General features: G+C 71.7%; 15 protein-coding genes and 3 tRNA genes. 6 read left to right on the top strand and 12 right to left on the bottom strand.

Annotated features, from left to right (window positions below):
- Nucleotides 1-58 precede the first annotated feature (58 nt).
- Nucleotides 59-131: transfer RNA gene (locus ACFY3C_RS21725), tRNA-Trp, on the bottom strand.
- A 260-nt stretch (nt 132-391) separates the two neighbouring features.
- Here ACFY3C_RS21725 and ACFY3C_RS21720 point away from each other — a divergent pair.
- Both ACFY3C_RS21720 and ACFY3C_RS21715 read left to right on the top strand, forming a co-directional pair.
- Nucleotides 392-1,618: a pyridoxal phosphate-dependent aminotransferase gene (locus tag ACFY3C_RS21720; RefSeq protein ID WP_386577172.1), complete on the top strand. Its 1,227-nt coding sequence runs from the start codon at nt 392-394 to the stop codon at nt 1,616-1,618.
- A 222-nt stretch (nt 1,619-1,840) separates the two neighbouring features.
- Nucleotides 1,841-2,881, top strand: coding sequence for an adenosine deaminase (locus ACFY3C_RS21715; RefSeq protein ID WP_390771914.1), 1,041 nt, complete (start codon nt 1,841-1,843; stop codon nt 2,879-2,881).
- On the opposite strand, the gene ACFY3C_RS21710 is transcribed toward ACFY3C_RS21715, so the two are convergent.
- Together ACFY3C_RS21710 and ACFY3C_RS21705 are read right to left on the bottom strand one after the other, a co-directional pair.
- Nucleotides 2,826-3,536: a hypothetical protein gene (locus ACFY3C_RS21710; RefSeq protein WP_386577170.1), complete on the bottom strand. Its 711-nt coding sequence runs from the start codon at nt 3,534-3,536 to the stop codon at nt 2,826-2,828. The genes ACFY3C_RS21715 and ACFY3C_RS21710 overlap by 56 nt on opposite strands.
- A gap of 57 nt (nt 3,537-3,593) precedes the next feature.
- Nucleotides 3,594-4,190 carry a TetR/AcrR family transcriptional regulator gene (locus ACFY3C_RS21705; RefSeq protein ID WP_390771913.1) on the bottom strand — a complete coding sequence of 199 codons (597 nt, stop codon included), beginning with the start codon at nt 4,188-4,190 and terminating at the stop codon, nt 3,594-3,596.
- Nucleotides 4,191-4,293: 103 nt separating this feature from the next.
- Between ACFY3C_RS21705 and ACFY3C_RS21700 the strand changes: the two genes are divergently transcribed.
- Nucleotides 4,294-4,926 (top strand): NAD(P)-dependent oxidoreductase, encoded by a 633-nt coding sequence (locus ACFY3C_RS21700; protein ID WP_390771912.1) that lies wholly within the window; start codon nt 4,294-4,296, stop codon nt 4,924-4,926.
- Nucleotides 4,927-4,932: 6 nt separating this feature from the next.
- Here the strand turns inward: ACFY3C_RS21700 and ACFY3C_RS21695 are convergent, their stop codons facing one another.
- The 8 genes from ACFY3C_RS21695 to ACFY3C_RS21660 form a co-directional block, all read right to left on the bottom strand.
- A complete protein-coding gene (locus ACFY3C_RS21695; protein ID WP_386577167.1) occupies nt 4,933-5,988 on the bottom strand; it encodes a UDP-N-acetylmuramate dehydrogenase in 1,056 nt (351 codons plus the stop codon).
- A gap of 188 nt (nt 5,989-6,176) precedes the next feature.
- Nucleotides 6,177-7,613, bottom strand: a complete 1,437-nt coding sequence (locus ACFY3C_RS21690) for a DHA2 family efflux MFS transporter permease subunit (protein ID WP_390771911.1) — start codon at nt 7,611-7,613, stop codon at nt 6,177-6,179.
- 94 nt (nt 7,614-7,707) lie between these two features.
- Nucleotides 7,708-8,277, bottom strand: a complete 570-nt coding sequence (locus ACFY3C_RS21685) for a TetR/AcrR family transcriptional regulator (RefSeq protein WP_390771910.1) — start codon at nt 8,275-8,277, stop codon at nt 7,708-7,710.
- Between the two features lie 104 nt (nt 8,278-8,381).
- The gene (locus ACFY3C_RS21680; protein WP_386577164.1) at nt 8,382-8,810 is read right to left on the bottom strand and encodes a MaoC family dehydratase; all 429 of its coding nucleotides are present in this window, start codon (nt 8,808-8,810) and stop codon (nt 8,382-8,384) included.
- A gap of 7 nt (nt 8,811-8,817) precedes the next feature.
- On the bottom strand, nt 8,818-9,270 hold the full coding sequence (locus ACFY3C_RS21675) for a MaoC family dehydratase N-terminal domain-containing protein (protein ID WP_386577163.1): 453 nt from the start codon (nt 9,268-9,270) through the stop codon (nt 8,818-8,820).
- A gap of 89 nt (nt 9,271-9,359) precedes the next feature.
- On the bottom strand, nt 9,360-9,524 hold the full coding sequence (rpmG, locus tag ACFY3C_RS21670) for a 50S ribosomal protein L33 (protein ID WP_003948671.1): 165 nt from the start codon (nt 9,522-9,524) through the stop codon (nt 9,360-9,362).
- An 88-nt stretch (nt 9,525-9,612) separates the two neighbouring features.
- Nucleotides 9,613-9,685, bottom strand: a tRNA-Met gene (locus tag ACFY3C_RS21665).
- A 46-nt stretch (nt 9,686-9,731) separates the two neighbouring features.
- A tRNA-Thr gene (locus ACFY3C_RS21660) sits at nt 9,732-9,804 on the bottom strand.
- 360 nt (nt 9,805-10,164) lie between these two features.
- On the opposite strand from ACFY3C_RS21660, the gene ACFY3C_RS21655 reads away from it, so the two are divergent.
- Both ACFY3C_RS21655 and ACFY3C_RS21650 read left to right on the top strand, forming a co-directional pair.
- Nucleotides 10,165-11,430 (top strand): amidohydrolase family protein, encoded by a 1,266-nt coding sequence (locus tag ACFY3C_RS21655; protein ID WP_386577162.1) that lies wholly within the window; start codon nt 10,165-10,167, stop codon nt 11,428-11,430.
- Between the two features lie 233 nt (nt 11,431-11,663).
- Nucleotides 11,664-12,320 (top strand): SDR family oxidoreductase, encoded by a 657-nt coding sequence (locus ACFY3C_RS21650; RefSeq protein ID WP_390771909.1) that lies wholly within the window; start codon nt 11,664-11,666, stop codon nt 12,318-12,320.
- A gap of 32 nt (nt 12,321-12,352) precedes the next feature.
- Here ACFY3C_RS21650 and ACFY3C_RS21645 read toward each other — a convergent pair whose 3' ends face one another.
- Nucleotides 12,353-12,565, bottom strand: a complete 213-nt coding sequence (locus ACFY3C_RS21645) for a hypothetical protein (RefSeq protein ID WP_386577160.1) — start codon at nt 12,563-12,565, stop codon at nt 12,353-12,355.
- Between the two features lie 275 nt (nt 12,566-12,840).
- Between ACFY3C_RS21645 and ACFY3C_RS21640 the strand changes: the two genes are divergently transcribed.
- Nucleotides 12,841-15,120, top strand: a complete 2,280-nt coding sequence (locus ACFY3C_RS21640; RefSeq protein ID WP_390771908.1) for a tetratricopeptide repeat protein — start codon at nt 12,841-12,843, stop codon at nt 15,118-15,120.
- Nucleotides 15,121-15,192: the final 72 nt, after the last annotated feature.

The following is a 15,192-nucleotide window of genomic DNA, read 5'->3' as shown; positions in this document are numbered from 1 at the left end:
GCCGCACGGCGGTGCATCGCTGTACGTACATGTGCACACATCTTTGCGGTGTGTGTAGCAGGGCCGGAGGGACTTGAACCCCCAACCGCCGGTTTTGGAGACCGGTGCTCTACCAATTGAGCTACGACCCTTTGCGTGTCCCCCAACGTACCGCATCCGGACGGGTGCTCGGTGTGCACCGGTTGCGGAGCGGCTGCTGAAGGCCAACGAGGTGAGAGTGTACGTGGTCCGCGGCCCGGCGTCGAACAGAAAGTGCCTGTCCGGAGTCACCGGACCGAAGATCGTCCTGGCCGGGGGCCGGATTCGGATCCCTGTTCATGTCTCGACCCCTTGCTGTTCAGTCCGTGAAACCCGCGTGCCGGGGTCGTTTCCGGTCTGGAACGATGGGCCCATGAGCGCTGCAATCCCTCCCACCGAGCGCCGGGTCTCCGCCCGAGTCGGCGCGATCTCCGAGTCCGCCACCCTCGCCGTGGACGCCAAGGCCAAGGCCCTGAAGGCCGCCGGGCGTCCGGTGATCGGCTTCGGCGCCGGTGAGCCCGACTTCCCGACGCCGGACTACATCGTCGAGGCGGCCGTCGAGGCCTGCAAGAACCCGAAGTACCACCGCTACACGCCGGCCGGCGGCCTGCCCGAGCTGAAGGCCGCGATCGCCGCGAAGACGCTGCGCGACTCGAACTACGAGGTCGACGCGTCCCAGATCCTGGTGACCAACGGTGGCAAGCAGGCCATCTACGAGGCGTTCGCCGCGATCCTCGACCCGGGCGACGAGGTCATCGTCCCGGCGCCGTACTGGACGACCTACCCCGAGTCGATCCGGCTCGCGGGCGGTGTCCCGGTGGAGGTCGTCGCCGACGAGACCACCGGCTACCGGGTGAGCGTGGAGCAGCTGGAGGCAGCCCGCACGGAGAAGACGAAGGTCGTGCTCTTCGTCTCCCCGTCGAACCCCACCGGCGCGGTCTACCCCCAGGAGGAGGCCGAGGCGATCGGCCGCTGGGCCGTCGAGCACGGCCTGTGGGTCCTCACGGACGAGATCTACGAGCACCTCGTCTACGGCGACGCGAAGTTCACCTCGCTGCCGGCGCTCCTGCCCGAGCTGCGCGACAAGTGCATCGTGGTCAACGGTGTGGCGAAGACGTACGCCATGACCGGCTGGCGCGTAGGCTGGGTCATCGGCCCGAAGGACGTCGTCAAGGCCGCGACGAACCTGCAGTCGCACGCCACCTCGAACGTCTCCAACGTGGCCCAGGTGGCCGCCCTGGCCGCCGTCTCCGGCGACCTGGAGGCCGTGGCGAAGATGCGCGAGGCCTTCGACCGGCGCCGCAAGACCATCGTGCGGATGCTCAACGAGATCGACGGCGTGCTGTGCCCCGAGCCCGAGGGCGCGTTCTACGCCTACCCGTCGGTCAAGGGCCTGCTCGGCAAGGAGATCCGCGGCAAGCGCCCGCAGGACACCGTCGAGCTGGCCGCGCTGATCCTGGAGGAGGCCGAGGTCGCGGTCGTCCCGGGTGAGGCCTTCGGCACCCCGGGCTACCTGCGGCTGTCGTACGCGCTCGGTGACGAGGACCTCGTCGAGGGCGTGAGCCGGATGCAGAAGCTGCTCGCGGAGGCGCGGGACTGACGCATACGACGCACAAGCGGGCCTCCGGTGGGACCGGGGGCCCGCTTGTGCGTTCAGGCACGCGCCCGTTCGGGAAACTCGCTGCCTGGCCAGGATTGTTGCGGCAGGATCCTGGGGTGACTCCGCCCTTGCGGGCTTCCCACTCGGCTGACGCCCAGCGGCGGACAAGCCCTGCCCGGCACCTCTCGGCACGGAGCGGAGCCTAGCGCATACGGAGAGTTGATGGAGACAGTTCGAGATGTCCGGGGGCTGCCGAAAGCCCATCTGCACCTGCACTTCACCGGCTCGATGCGGCCGGGGACCGTCCTGGAGCTGGCCCACAAGTACGGCGTGCGCCTGCCCGAGGTCCTGACCGAGGCACTGACCAGCGGCGAGCCCCCGAAGCTGCGCGCGACCGACGAGCGCGGCTGGTTCCGCTTCCAGCGGCTGTACGACGCGGCGCGCTCCTGCCTCCGGGAGCCGGAGGACATCCAGCGGCTGGTCCGGGAGGCCGCCGAGGAGGACCTGAAGGACGGCTCGGGCTGGCTGGAGATCCAGGTGGACCCGACGTCGTACGCGCCCCGGCTGGGCGGTCTGATCCCGGCCCTGGAGATCATCCTGGACGCGGTGGACACCACGGTGCGGGAGACCGGACTCGGGATGCGGGTCCTGGTGGCGGCGAACCGTATGAAACACCCGCTGGACGCGCGCACGCTGGCCCGGCTCGCGGTGCGCTACGCCGACCGGGGCGTGGTCGGCTTCGGGCTGTCGAACGACGAACGGCGGGGCATGGCGCGGGACTTCGACCGCGCCTTCGCCATCGCACGCGACGGCGGCCTGCTGTCGGCCCCGCACGGCGGGGAGCTGACCGGTCCGGCGTCGGTGCGCGACTGCCTGGACGACCTGCACGCCTCGCGGATCGGGCACGGTGTGCGCGCGGCGGAGGACCCGCGGCTGCTGAAGCGGCTCGCCGACCGGGGCGTGACCTGCGAGGTCTGCCCGGCGTCGAACGTGGCGCTCGGTGTCTACGAGAAGCCGGAGGACGTGCCGCTGCGCACGCTCTTCGAGGCGGGCGTCCCACTCGCCCTCGGCGCCGACGACCCGCTGCTCTTCGGCTCCCGGCTGGCCGCCCAGTACGAGATCGCCCGCCAGCACCACGGCTTCACGGACGCGGAGCTGGCGGAGCTGGCCCGGCAGTCGGTGCGGGGTTCGGCGGCGCCCGAGGACGTCAGGGCGCGGCTGCTGGCCGGCGTGGACGAGTGGCTGACTCGCCCGGCCGTCTGAAGTGGGCGTAGGGCGGATACGCCTGGAAGCAGATCAGCACCTCGGGGCTGCGCCACGGGTCCGCCTCGGACTCCAGACCGCGGATGCAGCCCATGAGGGCGGAGCCGCCCTTCACGATCCGCTTCTGACGCGGTCCCCAGCCCGCCGCCGAGGCGCACTCCATGGCCGTGCCGGCGAAGACGTCACGGCTGCCGATGAGGAAGAACGTCCGCGCGTGGGTGGTGTGACGCAGTTCGTCCCGGAAGCCGCTGTCGTGGCTGCGCCGCTCCCAGGCGGCCGCGTCGCGCGCGGTGCGCGCCTCGTCGGTGCGGACGGTCAACGGGGTGCCCCCGGCCAGCCTGCGGCGCAGCTCGGGCCATCTGCTGGGCCGCAGCCCGTAGGTGTGGTGGGCCAGGACCAGGTCGACGGGCTCGCCGCCGCCTCCGTGGTGCGCGGTGACGGTGTCGCGCAGCGGGATGTGGACGACGGTGTGCCGCGAGTAGGCGGCGAAGGAGAACAGGCCGGCCAGCCGGTTGAGCCCGTCGTGGTCGCCGGTCAGGACGCCGTACGGCGCTGGGTCGCGCAGTGACGTGTGCCGCAGCGGCTGCCAGGGCTGGACCACACGGTGCTCGTGCGGCCCCGTCCTGAACCGGAACTCTCGCAGCCTCAGCCGCATGTGCGATGCCTCATGGCGTCAGCGTGGCGACCGGCCGCCGTCCCGCGCAACGGGGTTTTACGCGGCCACGCCGCCCAGCAGGGTCCGGGCCAGCCCTGCGGCGAACGCGTCCACGGGCGGTCCTTCGCCGCTCTCCGTGGCGTCGTAGGCGAACGCGCGCTGGGCGCAGGCGCCGAGGAGGAGCGAGGCGGCCGAGAAGGTGTCGGCGTCGGCGCGGACGCGGCCGGCGGCCTGCTCGGCGCGCAGATAGGCGTCCAGGCTCTCGATCGGCGTGTGCGGGCCGGAGCCGATCTTCCGCAGCGCCTCGTAGTGCCGCCGCTTGAGCTGCGTCTCGGCGTACAGGGAGGCGGCGATCGGGAAGCTCTGCTCGTAGAAGAGGGCCGCCTGGCGGGCGATCTCGGTGAGGTTCTCCTCCAGGGTGCCCCGGCCCGGCTCGGCCGCGAGACTGCTCAGCAGCGGGGTGAGCCGGGGCAGGCGCTCGGCGAGCACCTGGACGAACAGCTCCTCCTTGCTGTCGAAGTACTTGTAGAGCGCCGCCTCGGAGCAGCCGGCCGCCCTGGCGATCTCCTTGGTGGTGGCGCGGGCGAGTCCGACGGTGAGCATCAGCTCGTGAGCGGCGTCGAGGATGCGGACACGCGCCGGCTTCGTCTCCATGGGACGTCCAATCGGGGTTGACGGGTGGGTGAGTGCTTACCCACTCTAGGAGAAACCCGGGTGAGTGAACGCTCACCCACCTTACGGGAGGGCGGGAGTCCCCATGAAACTCACCGTTTTCGGCGCCACCGGCGGCATCGGCCGGGAGATCGTCCGTCAGGCGCTGGGCGCAGGTCACCAGGTGACCGCCGTCGTCCGCGATCCGGCCCGGCTGGACGTCACCGGGGACGCCCTGGAGGTGTTCCGCGCAGACCTCACCGACCCGCAGGAGCTGCGCGCCGCCGTCGCCGGCCGGGACGCGGTCCTGTCGGGCCTCGGCGCACGCAGCCGCAAGGACGCGGGGGTGGCCGCCCGGCTCACCCGTACGGTGCTCGGGGCCATGGTGGCCGAGGGGGTACGGCGGCTGCTGGTGGTCAGCGCCGGCCCGGTCGGACCGGAGCCGGAGAACGACGGCTTCCTCGACCGCGGGATGCGGGGACTGGTCTCGGCGATCCTGAAGGACGTCTACGCCGACCTGCGCGAGATGGAGGCCGAGCTGGCGCGCAGCGGCACGGACTGGACGTCCGTACGGCCGCCGCGCCTGCAGGACAAGCCGCTCACCGGCCGCTACCGCACGGTCGTCGGCGGCTTCCCGCCCAGGGGCCGCTTCATCGCGCGCGCGGACGTCGCCCACGCGATGCTGTCGATGATCGACGACATGGGGACGGTGAAGCAGGGGGTGGGGGTCGCGTACTGAACCTGGCTACAGGCTCACACCGACGGTCACCGGCTCGTTGACCAGTGTGATCCCGAAGGCCTCGTGGACCCCGGCGACGACCTCGCGGGCCAGGGCCAGCAGGTCCTCGGTGGTGGCGGCGCCCCGGTTGGTGAGGGCGAGCGTGTGCTTGGTGGAGATACGGGCCGGTCCGCTGCCGTAGCCCTTGGTGAAGCCCGCCTTGTCGATCAGCCAGGCGGCCGAGGTCTTGGTACGGCCCTCACCCGACGGGTAGGCGGGCGGCTCGACGCCCTCGCCCAGCCGCTCCCGCACGCGCGCGTGGAACGCGGCGAACTGCTCGTCGGTGAGGATCGGGTTGGTGAAGAAGGACCCGGCGGACCAGGTGTCGTGGTCCTCGGGGTCGAGGACCATGCCCTTGCCGGCGCGCAGCTTCAGCACGGTCTCGCGGGCCGCGGCGAGCGGCACCCGCTCCCCCGGCTCCACACCGAGTGCCCGGGCCGTCTCGGCGTACCTGAGGGGCGCCGACAGCCCGTCCGCGTCCTCCAGCTCGAAGCGGACGCGCAGCACGACATAGCGCTCGGGGTCGGCCTTGAAGCGGCTGTGCCGGTACGAGAAGGCGCACTCCTCGTTCGTCAGCGTGACGGTCCGGCCGGCCCGGCGGTCGTACGCGATCACCTCGGTGATCGTCGAGGAGACCTCCTGGCCGTAGGCGCCCACGTTCTGGATGGGGGTGGCGCCCGCGGAGCCCGGGATCCCGGCCAGGCACTCGATGCCGGCGAGCCCGGCCTCGACGGCGCGGGCGACGGCGTCGGTCCAGATCTCGCCGGCCGCCAGCTCCAGCGTGCTGCCGCGCAGTTCGAAGCCGGTCGTGGCGATGCGCAGGGCGGAGCCGTCGAAGCCCTTGTCGCCGATGACCAGGTTGGATCCGCCGCCGATGACCAGCAGTGGCGTCCCGGTGTCGTCTGCCTCGCGGACGGCGGCGATCACCTCGGCGTCGGTCGTCGCGGTGACCAGTCGGGTGGCGGGGCCGCCCAGCCGGAAGGTGGTCAGCGGGGCGAGGGGGGCGTCGTGGAGTTCCTGCACGCGCCCAAGACTACGAGACGGCACGGACAGCGCCGCGAGGCGGCACGGACTCGGCCCGGCCGGGACCGTCCCTCCGGCCCGGCACGCGCACGCGTACGGCCCCGTCGGCGAGGACGGGGCCGTACGCGTGCGCGTGCTGGGCGGTGTTCGTGCACCGAGCCGGGCTGCCGGCGCCGGGCGGCGTGCGCTCAGTGGGCGGTGGTCTCCAGGACCGGCGCGGGCTCGGTCGTGCCGGTGGCGAGGACCGTGCGGCGCCGGGTGGGGATCAGCAGGGCCGCGACCCCGGCGAGGGCGACCACGGCGGCACCGACGACCAGCGCGGGCCGCAGTCCGTCGACGAAGGCCTGGGCGCTCTCGTAGCCGCCCTGGGCCGAGAAGATCGACGACATGACCGCGATGCCGAGCGCGCCGCCCACCTCGCGCAGGGCGTTGTTGGCGCCGGAGGCGATGCCCTGCTCCGTGGGCAGGACGCTGGACATGACCAGGTTGGAGGCGGGCGCGAAGAACAGGGCCATGCCGATGCCGCTGATGATCAGGCCGGGCAGCTGGGCGGCGTAGGAGACGTCGGCGGTGGCCACGGAGGCCAGGTAGCCGAGCCCTGCGGCTTGCAGGAACAGGCCGGTGGCGACGACCGGGCGGCCGCCGATGCGGTCGGAGAGGATGCCGGCGATCGGTGCCACCAGCATCGGCATGCCGGTCCACGGCAGCATCCTGAGGCCCGCCTCGGTGGGCGAGTAGCCGAGCACGCCCTGCATGTACTGGCTGAGCAGGAAGATCGAGCCGAACATCCCGAGGAACATCAGCAGGCTCGCGGCGTTGATCCCGGAGAAGGCGCGGGAGCGGAACAGCCGCATCGGCAGCATGGGGTGCTTGTTGTGGCTGCCGTGGTACACGAAGCCGGCGAGCAGCGCGGCGCCCGCGATCAGGCCGGTCAGCACGAGGGAGCCGGTCCAGCCGTCGACCGGGCCGCGGACCAGTCCGTACACGATCCCGAAGAGCCCGCCGCTGACCAGCAGGGTGCCGGGGAGATCGAGCCGGGCGCCGGCGCCGTGGGACTCGGCGAGGCGCAGGCGGGCGAGCGGCAGCAGGGCCACGCCGAGCGGGACGTTCAGCCAGAAGATCCAGTGCCAGGAGATGTGCTCGGTGAGGCTGCCCCCGATGAGCGGCCCGGAGGCGACGGCGAGGCCGTTGACGGCCCCCCAGATGCCGTACGCCATACCGCGCTTGGCGGCGGGCACGGCCGCGGTCAGCAGGGTCAGTGTGAGCGGCATCATCACGGCCGCGCCGACGCCCTGGACCGCGCGGGCGGCGATGAGGGAGTCGATGCCGGGGGCCATGGCCGCGGCGGCGGAGGCGCCGGTGAAGACGGTGAGTCCGGCGAGGAAGAGCCGGCGGCGCCCGAAGCGGTCGCCGAGCGCGGCTCCGAACATCAGCAGGACGGCGAAGGTGAGCGTGTAGGCGCTCACGGTCCATTCCAGGTCGTCCAGCGCGCCGCCGAGGTCCCCCCGGATGGAGGGCAGGGCGGTGGTGACGACGAGGTTGTCGAGGGCCGCCATGAACCCGGCGACGCTGGTGATGACGAGGGCCCAGACGGCGCCCCCGCGACGTGCGGTCTGCTGTGACATCTCTCCCCCAGAGGGTGATCACTGCCATTGATTAGTTATTGCTGACTAACTTTGGAGGGCATGAAGAACGGGCAGGACTCCCCTCTCCGTTGCGCTACTTCTCCAGCCGCCCGGTGATCCGGGCCGACGGGTACATCCCCTGCCAGACCTGATGTTCCGGCGGAAAGCCCATGGCGGTAAGGGTGTTGATGAGCATTCCGTACGCCAGGAAGGTCGTGGTGTCGCTCACGTCCGCCCCGAGCGGCAGATGCACGGTGTCCCAGAGCTTCATCCAGCCGGCCCGCACGGCCTCGCCGAACGCGTGGTCACCCTCCGCCTCGGCGGCTGCCACCGTGATGTACGTCTGCATCTGCATCTGGAGTGTCTCGGGGTGCTCCGTGAGCAGGCGCACATAGGCGTTGGCCATGGCGTGCCGGGCTTCGTCGCCCTCCAGCCCCTCGGCGGCCTCCTCGAGGGTCCGGCAGGTGTCCTCGATGCACCGGAGGGATGCGGCGGCGAAGATCGCCTTCTTGCCCGGGAAGAGCCGGAAGAGGTACGGCTGCGAGACGCCGACCCGCTTGGCGATCGCCTCGGTGGAGGTGCCGAAGTAGCCCCTCTGCGCGAACTCCGCGATCGCCGCGCGGATGACGCTCTCGCGTCGCTCCTCTGCGCTCATCCTGACCATGCGAGAAAGTTAGTACTCAATCACTAACTAGTCAAGGGGGACCGCCCCGGCCCATGCGTAAGGGGCGCCCACCCATGGTCAGCGCCCCTTACCCGGTTCTGCCGTCAGGCCAGTCGTACGACCGCCCGGGACATGCCCAGCACCTTCTCGCCCCCGCTGGTCGCGGTCAGGTCCACGCGGACCGTGTTGTCGTCCAGCTTGGCCGCGACCTTGCCGCTGACCTCGATCACCGCGCCCTTGTCGTCGTTCGGCACGACGACCGGCTTGGTGAAGCGGACGCCGTACTCCACGACCGCGCCCGGGTCGCCGGTCCAGTCGGTGACCACGCGGATCGCCTCGGCCATGGTGAACATGCCGTGCGCGATGACGTCCGGCAGGCCCACCTCCTTGGCGAACTTCTCGTTCCAGTGGATGGGGTTGAAGTCCCCGGAGGCACCCGCGTAACGCACCAGCGTGGCGCGGTCCACGGAGAAGGTCTGCGCCGGCAGTTCGGTGCCGACCTCGACGTCGTCGTACGCGATCTTCGCCGTCATCGCTGTCTCACGCCTCCTCGGCCGCACGGGCCACGAGCTTGGTCCAGGCGGTCACCACGTGCTCGCCCGCCTCGTCGTGCACCTCACCGCGGATGTCCAGCACGTCGTTGCCCGCGAGGGACTTGATCGCCTCGATGGTGGAGGTGACCGTGAGCCGGTCGCCGACGCGCACCGGGCGCGTGTAGGCGAACTTCTGGCTGCCGTGCACCACGCGGCTGTAGTCGAGACCGAGCTGCGGGTCCTGGATGACCGACCCGGCCGCCCGGTAGGTGATGGCGAACACGAACGTCGGCGGCGCGATCACATCGGGGTGCCCGAACGCCTTGGCGGCCTCCTGGTCCGTGTACACGGGGTTGGCCTCCCCGACCGCCTCGGCGAACTCGCGGATCTTCTCCCGGCCCACCTCGTAGGGCTCGGTGGGCGGATAGGTCCGTCCCACGAAGGACTGGTCGAGCGCCATGGCCCGGCACCTCCTGGTCTCGGCAGCGTGTGAAACGACGTAAGGCCGCCCCCCATGCTTGCGGGGGCGGCCTTACGTACGAGCCTGATTTATCGCGTCTCGCGGTGCGCGGTGTGCGCGTTGCAACGCGGGCAGTGCTTCTTCATCTCAAGACGGTCCGGGTTGTTACGCCGGTTCTTCTTGGTGATGTAGTTCCGCTCCTTGCACTCCACGCAGGCCAGCGTGATCTTCGGGCGGACGTCGGTGGCAGCCACGTGAGTGCTCCTTGACGAACGGATGGACTGAACTAACGCATAAAGAGTAGCCGATCGAAGGACCGACCCCGCAATCGGCTACTGTCAGTAGCGGTGACCGGACTTGAACCGGTGACACAGCGATTATGAGCCGCTTGCTCTACCGACTGAGCTACACCGCTTTGATGAGATCAGCCCCCGCCTCGCGACGGGAACCTCTCACACCAGAGCCCCAAAACGGAATCGAACCGTTGACCTTCTCCTTACCATGGAGACGCTCTGCCGACTGAGCTATTGGGGCGAGCGATGAAGACATTACACGGTCCGCCGCCGTTCACCCAAATCCGTATCCGGCCGTCCGCCACAGGCTCGTTCGCGGGCCGTTCCCGGGCCTCCCGGAAACCTCGCGAGTCCCCTGGCGGCGCGGGCACGCGCGCGTGAAACACAGGTCACGAACGGCCGCGAAGCGCGGCGCGCGCACGCATGAGCGCTGGTCACACCGGCGGGCGAAGCGCGTACCGCCAGGGGCGGACCACGCCGGTACGACTATTGCGCTCCTCCGCGCCGCGCACCGTTCGCCACCCTAGGCTCGACTCACTCTGCGTGATCTTGGGTCCGTCGCGGCCCTGCCCCGAGCCCCCGGCCCGACCCCTGGAGTCCGATGCCCGACAGTCAGCCGCAGCCACCCTCGTCGTCGAACCCGTCCGGGTCCTCCGGGCAGCCCGACCCGGCCGCCCTGCTGCTGTGCGGGGCTCGGCTCACCGACGGCCGGACCGTGGACGTGCGGCTGGGCGGCGGGCGCATCGAGGCGGTCGGCACGGCCGGCAGCCTGACCCTGGGGCCGGCCCGGAAGGGCGCCGCGCGTGTGGACCTCGGCGGCTACCTGCTCCTCGCGGCCCCGGCCGAACCGCACGCCCACAGCGACACCGCGCTCTCCGCCGAGCATCCGGGACCGGTCTCGTACGCCCCCGAGGACGTCCAGCGCCGGGCCACGGAGGCGGCCCTGCTCCAACTCGGCCACGGGGCGACCGCGTTGCGCGCACACGTGCGCGTGGGCGACGTCCAGGGCCTGGGCTCGCTCGGCGCCGTACTGCAGGCACGGCGCTCGCTGCGGGGGCTCGCGGAACTGACCACGGTGGCGATGCCGCGCCTGCTGACCGGAGCGGCCGGGGCCGACGGGCTCGCCATGCTGCGGGACGCGCTGAAGATGGGCGCCTCCGTGGTGGGCGGCTGCCCGGACCTGGACCCGGATCCCACGGGCTACGTGGAGGCCGTACTGGAGGTGGCCACGGAGCACGGCTGCCCGGTGGATCTGCACACGGACGCGGCGGACCCGGCCCGGCTGTCCCGGCTCGCGGCCATGGCGGGTGGTCTGCGCCCCGGCGTGACGATCGGCCCGTGCGCCGGTCTCGCGCGCCTGGACACCGAGGCCGCCTCCCGGCTCGCGGACCAACTCGCGGCGGCCGGCGTGACGGTGGTGTGCCTGCCCCAGGGCGGTTGCGGGGGCGTGGACCGGCGGGGCACGGCCCCGGTACGGCTGTTGCGCGCGGCCGGGGTGCGGGTGGCGGCCGGCAGCGGCGCCCTGCGGGACGTCTCGAACCCCGTCGGCCGCGGCGACCCCCTGGAGGCCGCCTACCTCCTCGCCTCCGCCCACGGCCTGCGCCCCAAGGACGCCTACGACGCGGTGAGCACCTCGGCGCGCGCGGTCCTGGGCCTGCCCGAGGTCCGCGTGGAGGCCGGCTTCCCCGCCGAACTCCTCGCCGTGCGCGGCGACCACCTGTCCGGCGCCCTCTCCCTCGCCTACAGCCGGATCGTGGTGCACCGGGGGCGGGTGGTGGCGCGCACGAGCGCGGTGCGCGAGTACTGCAACTCGGCGGCTGCGGCGGAACTGGGGCTGCCGCGGCAGGGGCGGAAGGAGTTGTCGTGAGGTGGCACTGGTCGCGTCGGGGCGCCCGTCGGCGTCCGGGTCGTCCGTACGACTCGGGGGCGCATGTTCGCATCGAGGGGCGCGCATTCCGGGCTGCGCGCCCGAATCGCGCTCCCAGGCGCTCTCAAGCCGCCGTACGCCCCTGACCATGCTCCGGCGCGCCCCCGAGCCACAGCACGCCCCGGTGTGAACCCGTGCGGCGGACGCGCTTCTTCGGGCGTACGGTCGGAATCATGCGCATTGTCATCGCTGGTGGTCATGGTCAGATCGCGCTGCGGCTGGAGCGAGTGCTCTCCGCGCGCGGGGACGAGGTCGCGGGGATCATCCGCAACGTGGAGCAGGGCGACGATCTGCGGGCGGCCGGCGCCGAACCCGTCCTGCTCGACCTGGAGTCCGCCTCGGTCGAGGAGGTCGCGGCACATCTGCAGGGCGCGGACGCGGCGGTGTTCGCGGCGGGCGCGGGCCCGGGCAGCGGCACGACCCGCAAGGACACGGTGGACAAGGGTGCGGCGGTGCTGTTCGCGGACGCGGCCGTACGCGCGGGCGTACGCCGTTTCGTCGTGGTCTCCTCGATGGGCGCGGACCCCGCGCACGAGGGCGACGACGTGTTCGACGTGTACCTGCGCGCCAAGGGCATGGCCGACGCGTACGTCACCCGTCAGGACGCCCTCGACTGGACGATCCTGCGCCCTGGTGCGCTGACGAACGACGCGGGCACCGGCCAGGTCCGCCTGGAGGCCCACACCGGGCGCGGCGCGATCCCCCGGGACGACGTGGCAGCCGTGCTGGCGGAGCTGGTGGACACCTCGGCGACGGCCGGCCTGACGCTGGAGCTGATCGGCGGGTCGACGCCGGTGTCGGTCGCGGTGAAGTCGGTCGCCGGGAACTGAGGCCGGCCGCCGGTCGTTCACCCGTCACACCGTCAGAACAGCGGCAGCTGCCCGGGAAAGTCCGGCACGGCATACCCGTCCAACGCCGGCTGGACCGCCCCGAGTTGGGCCTGCCGTCGGGATCCGGAACACGAGACGAGTTCCCCGCCCTCCCGCGCCCCGGGCGGGTCGTGCCGCGCGAAGCGCCCCGCGACTACGGCGATCTCGCGACGGCACACAGGACAGGTTCTACGACGGGAGGCCATGCCGCCAGTGTGCCCGCCGCACAACGAAGAGACCCCCTCCACTTTGCGTTTCCGCAGAGTGGAGGGGGTCATCCCCAGTGTGGCGGCGCCAGGATTCGAACCTGGGAAGGCTGAGCCGGCAGATTTACAGCGGGCTAAGTCCGCTGTCCGTGACCTGCAGGGTTGCCGCTGAGTGCTGCTGCTGGGGGATGCCTGGGGGAATCGGGGTCTGTTCCGAGGTCTGCTCTGTGTCGCGAACAGCCGGTGGCCGGGGTGGGTGCGCGGGTACGGTCGGGGTGCTGGATCCGACCGTGTTCGAGGGGGTTTTGGTGGCGGGCGGGGAGGCGCAGTACGGCGCTGAGGGCGGGGATCACGTCGACTTCCGTGACGGCGTGTTCAACGGCCCGGTCACGGCCAAGGGCGACCACCATCACTACTACGGGGCCCGGCGGGCCAGGGCCGCGTGGCCGCATCAGGTGGGGGTGATCCCGCCGCGGGCGGGCTGCTTCCAGACCCGCGCCGAGGTGGTTCGGCTACGTGAAGCACTCACGGGTGGACGGGCCGCGGTCCTGGTGGGGCAGAACACGGTGCGTGGTCAGGTGCTGGCCGGAATGGGTGGGGTGGGCAAGACCCAGCTGGCCGCCGACTACGCCCGCACCGCCTGGCTGGCCGGTGAGCTGGACGTGTTGGTGTGGATCACTGCGAGCAACGCCACCGCTGCTGCCTCCGTGTATGCGCAGGCCGCCGTGGAGATCCTGGGCGCCGACCCCGCGGACCGGGAAGCTGCCGCCCGTGCGTTCCTGGCCTGGCTGGAGCCCAAGGCGAACGCGACGCCGTGCCGGTGGCTGGTGGTCCTCGACGATGTCACCGACCCGGCCGACCTGAACGGTCTGTGGCCTCCGGCCGGCCCGCACGGCCGGACCCTGGTCACCACCCGCCGTCAGGATGCCGCCCTGGCTGGCCGTCTGATCAAGGTCGGACTGTTCACCGAGGCGGAATCCCTCGCCTACCTCACCGCCGCGCTCGGCGCCCGTAACCGCCACGAGCCCGATGAACAGCTCACCGCGCTCGCCCAGGATTTAGGGCACCTGCCGCTCGCACTGTCGCAAGCCGCTGCCTACCTCATCGACGCCGGCATCAGCGCCGCCGCCTACCGAGGGCTGCTGGCCGACCGTGCCACCCTGCTCGCGGATGCCGCCCCCGAGGTCCTGCCCGACGGCCAGACCCAGACCGCGGCGGCAGCCTGGTCGCTGTCCGTCGACCGCGCCGACGCTCTGCGCCCTGCAGGCCTGGCCCGCCCGATGCTCCAGCTCGCCGCCTTCCTCAGCCCCAACGGCATCCCGGAAACCGTCCTGACCAGCGCTCCCGCCCTCGCCCACCTGACCGGGCACCGCACCGAAGACGGTTCGCAGGCAACGCCCCAGCACATGTCGCGGCCAGAAGAACAGGACAGGACTCCCACATCCGTCACTGCGAATGAGGCGGTCGGTGCTCTGCGGGCGCTGGATCGGCTAAGCCTCATCGACCACACCCCTGCCAACTCCCACCAAGCCATCCGCGTCCACCAGCTCATCCAGCGCAGCGTCCGTGACACGCTCACCCCCGACCAGTACGACCAGCTCGCCCGCACCACCGCCGACGCCCTCCTGGCCGCCTGGCCCGCCATCGAACGCGACACCGAACTCGCCCAGGCCCTGCGCGCCAATGCCACCACCCTCACCCGCACCGCCGAAGACGCCCTGTACCAGCCCGACGCGCATAGGGTGCTGTACGTGGCTGGACGAAGCCTCGGCGAAGCCGGCCAGGTCACCACCGCCAAAGCCCACTTCCATCGCCTGACCGAGACCACCGGCCACCATCTCGGCCCCGACCACCCCGCCACCCTGACCGCCCGCCACGACCTCGCCCGGTGGCGGGGGGAGACGGGAGACGCGGCCGGTGCCGCAGCCGCGTGCGAGGAGCTGCTGGCCGACCTAGTCCGGCTTCAGGGTGAGGACCACCCCCACACCCTGAACACCCGCAGCAACCTCGCCCACTGGCGGGGGGAGGCCGGGGAAGCAGCCGGTGCCGCAGAAGCGTTCGAGCAGCTGCTGGCCGACCAGCTGCGGGTGAAGGGTGAGGACCACCCCGACACCCTGGCCACCCGCATCAACCTCGCCCACTGGCGGGGGAACGCCGGGGACGCGGCCGGTGCCGCAGCCGCATTCGAGGAGATGCTGGCCGACCTAGTCCGGCTTCAGGGTGAGGACCACCCCGCCACGCTGACCACCCGCAACAACCTCGCCTATTGGCGGGGGATGGCGGGAGACGCAGCCGGCGCCGCAGCGGCGTTCGAACAGCTGCTGGCCGACCGAGTTCGGGTGCTGGGTGAGGACCACCCCGACACGCTGGGCACCTGCTACAACCTCGCCTACTCGCGGGGGAAGGCCGGGGACGCAGCCGGTGCCGCAGCCGCCTTGGCCGATCTACTGCCCCACGCCGTCCGGGTGCTGGGCGAAGACCACCGCAACATCAGGGTCATCCGGCACAGCCTCGCCTACTGGCGGGGGAAGGCGGGAAAGACACCCCTAGCTTGAAGGGGCGCCGTACGACGTTGCGCCCGGCGACGCCGAGGGCTTCTGGATAACTCCCCGGCAACGGTGTTGTGG

The sequence above is a fragment of the Streptomyces sp. NPDC001410 genome, from assembly GCF_042895235.1.
GTDB lineage: Bacteria > Actinomycetota > Actinomycetes > Streptomycetales > Streptomycetaceae > Streptomyces.
The sequence above is the reverse complement of the archived record's forward strand: the minus strand, read 5'-3'. Positions and strand labels throughout refer to the sequence as shown.

Coding starts and splice junctions, on each gene's coding strand:
- ACFY3C_RS21700 (WP_390771912.1), top strand. CDS start 4,294: ATGAAACTCACCGTTTTCGGCGCCACCGGCGGCATCGGCCGGGAGATC.
- ACFY3C_RS21720 (WP_386577172.1), top strand. CDS start 392: ATGAGCGCTGCAATCCCTCCCACCGAGCGCCGGGTCTCCGCCCGAGTC.
- ACFY3C_RS21680 (WP_386577164.1), bottom strand. CDS start 8,810: ATGACGGCGAAGATCGCGTACGACGACGTCGAGGTCGGCACCGAACTG.
- ACFY3C_RS21705 (WP_390771913.1), bottom strand. CDS start 4,190: ATGGAGACGAAGCCGGCGCGTGTCCGCATCCTCGACGCCGCTCACGAG.
- ACFY3C_RS21650 (WP_390771909.1), top strand. CDS start 11,664: ATGCGCATTGTCATCGCTGGTGGTCATGGTCAGATCGCGCTGCGGCTG.
- ACFY3C_RS21690 (WP_390771911.1), bottom strand. CDS start 7,613: ATGTCACAGCAGACCGCACGTCGCGGGGGCGCCGTCTGGGCCCTCGTC.
- ACFY3C_RS21645 (WP_386577160.1), bottom strand. CDS start 12,565: ATGGCCTCCCGTCGTAGAACCTGTCCTGTGTGCCGTCGCGAGATCGCC.
- ACFY3C_RS21655 (WP_386577162.1), top strand. CDS start 10,165: ATGCCCGACAGTCAGCCGCAGCCACCCTCGTCGTCGAACCCGTCCGGG.
- ACFY3C_RS21685 (WP_390771910.1), bottom strand. CDS start 8,277: ATGGTCAGGATGAGCGCAGAGGAGCGACGCGAGAGCGTCATCCGCGCG.
- ACFY3C_RS21710 (WP_386577170.1), bottom strand. CDS start 3,536: ATGCGGCTGAGGCTGCGAGAGTTCCGGTTCAGGACGGGGCCGCACGAG.
- ACFY3C_RS21715 (WP_390771914.1), top strand. CDS start 1,841: ATGGAGACAGTTCGAGATGTCCGGGGGCTGCCGAAAGCCCATCTGCAC.
- ACFY3C_RS21675 (WP_386577163.1), bottom strand. CDS start 9,270: ATGGCGCTCGACCAGTCCTTCGTGGGACGGACCTATCCGCCCACCGAG.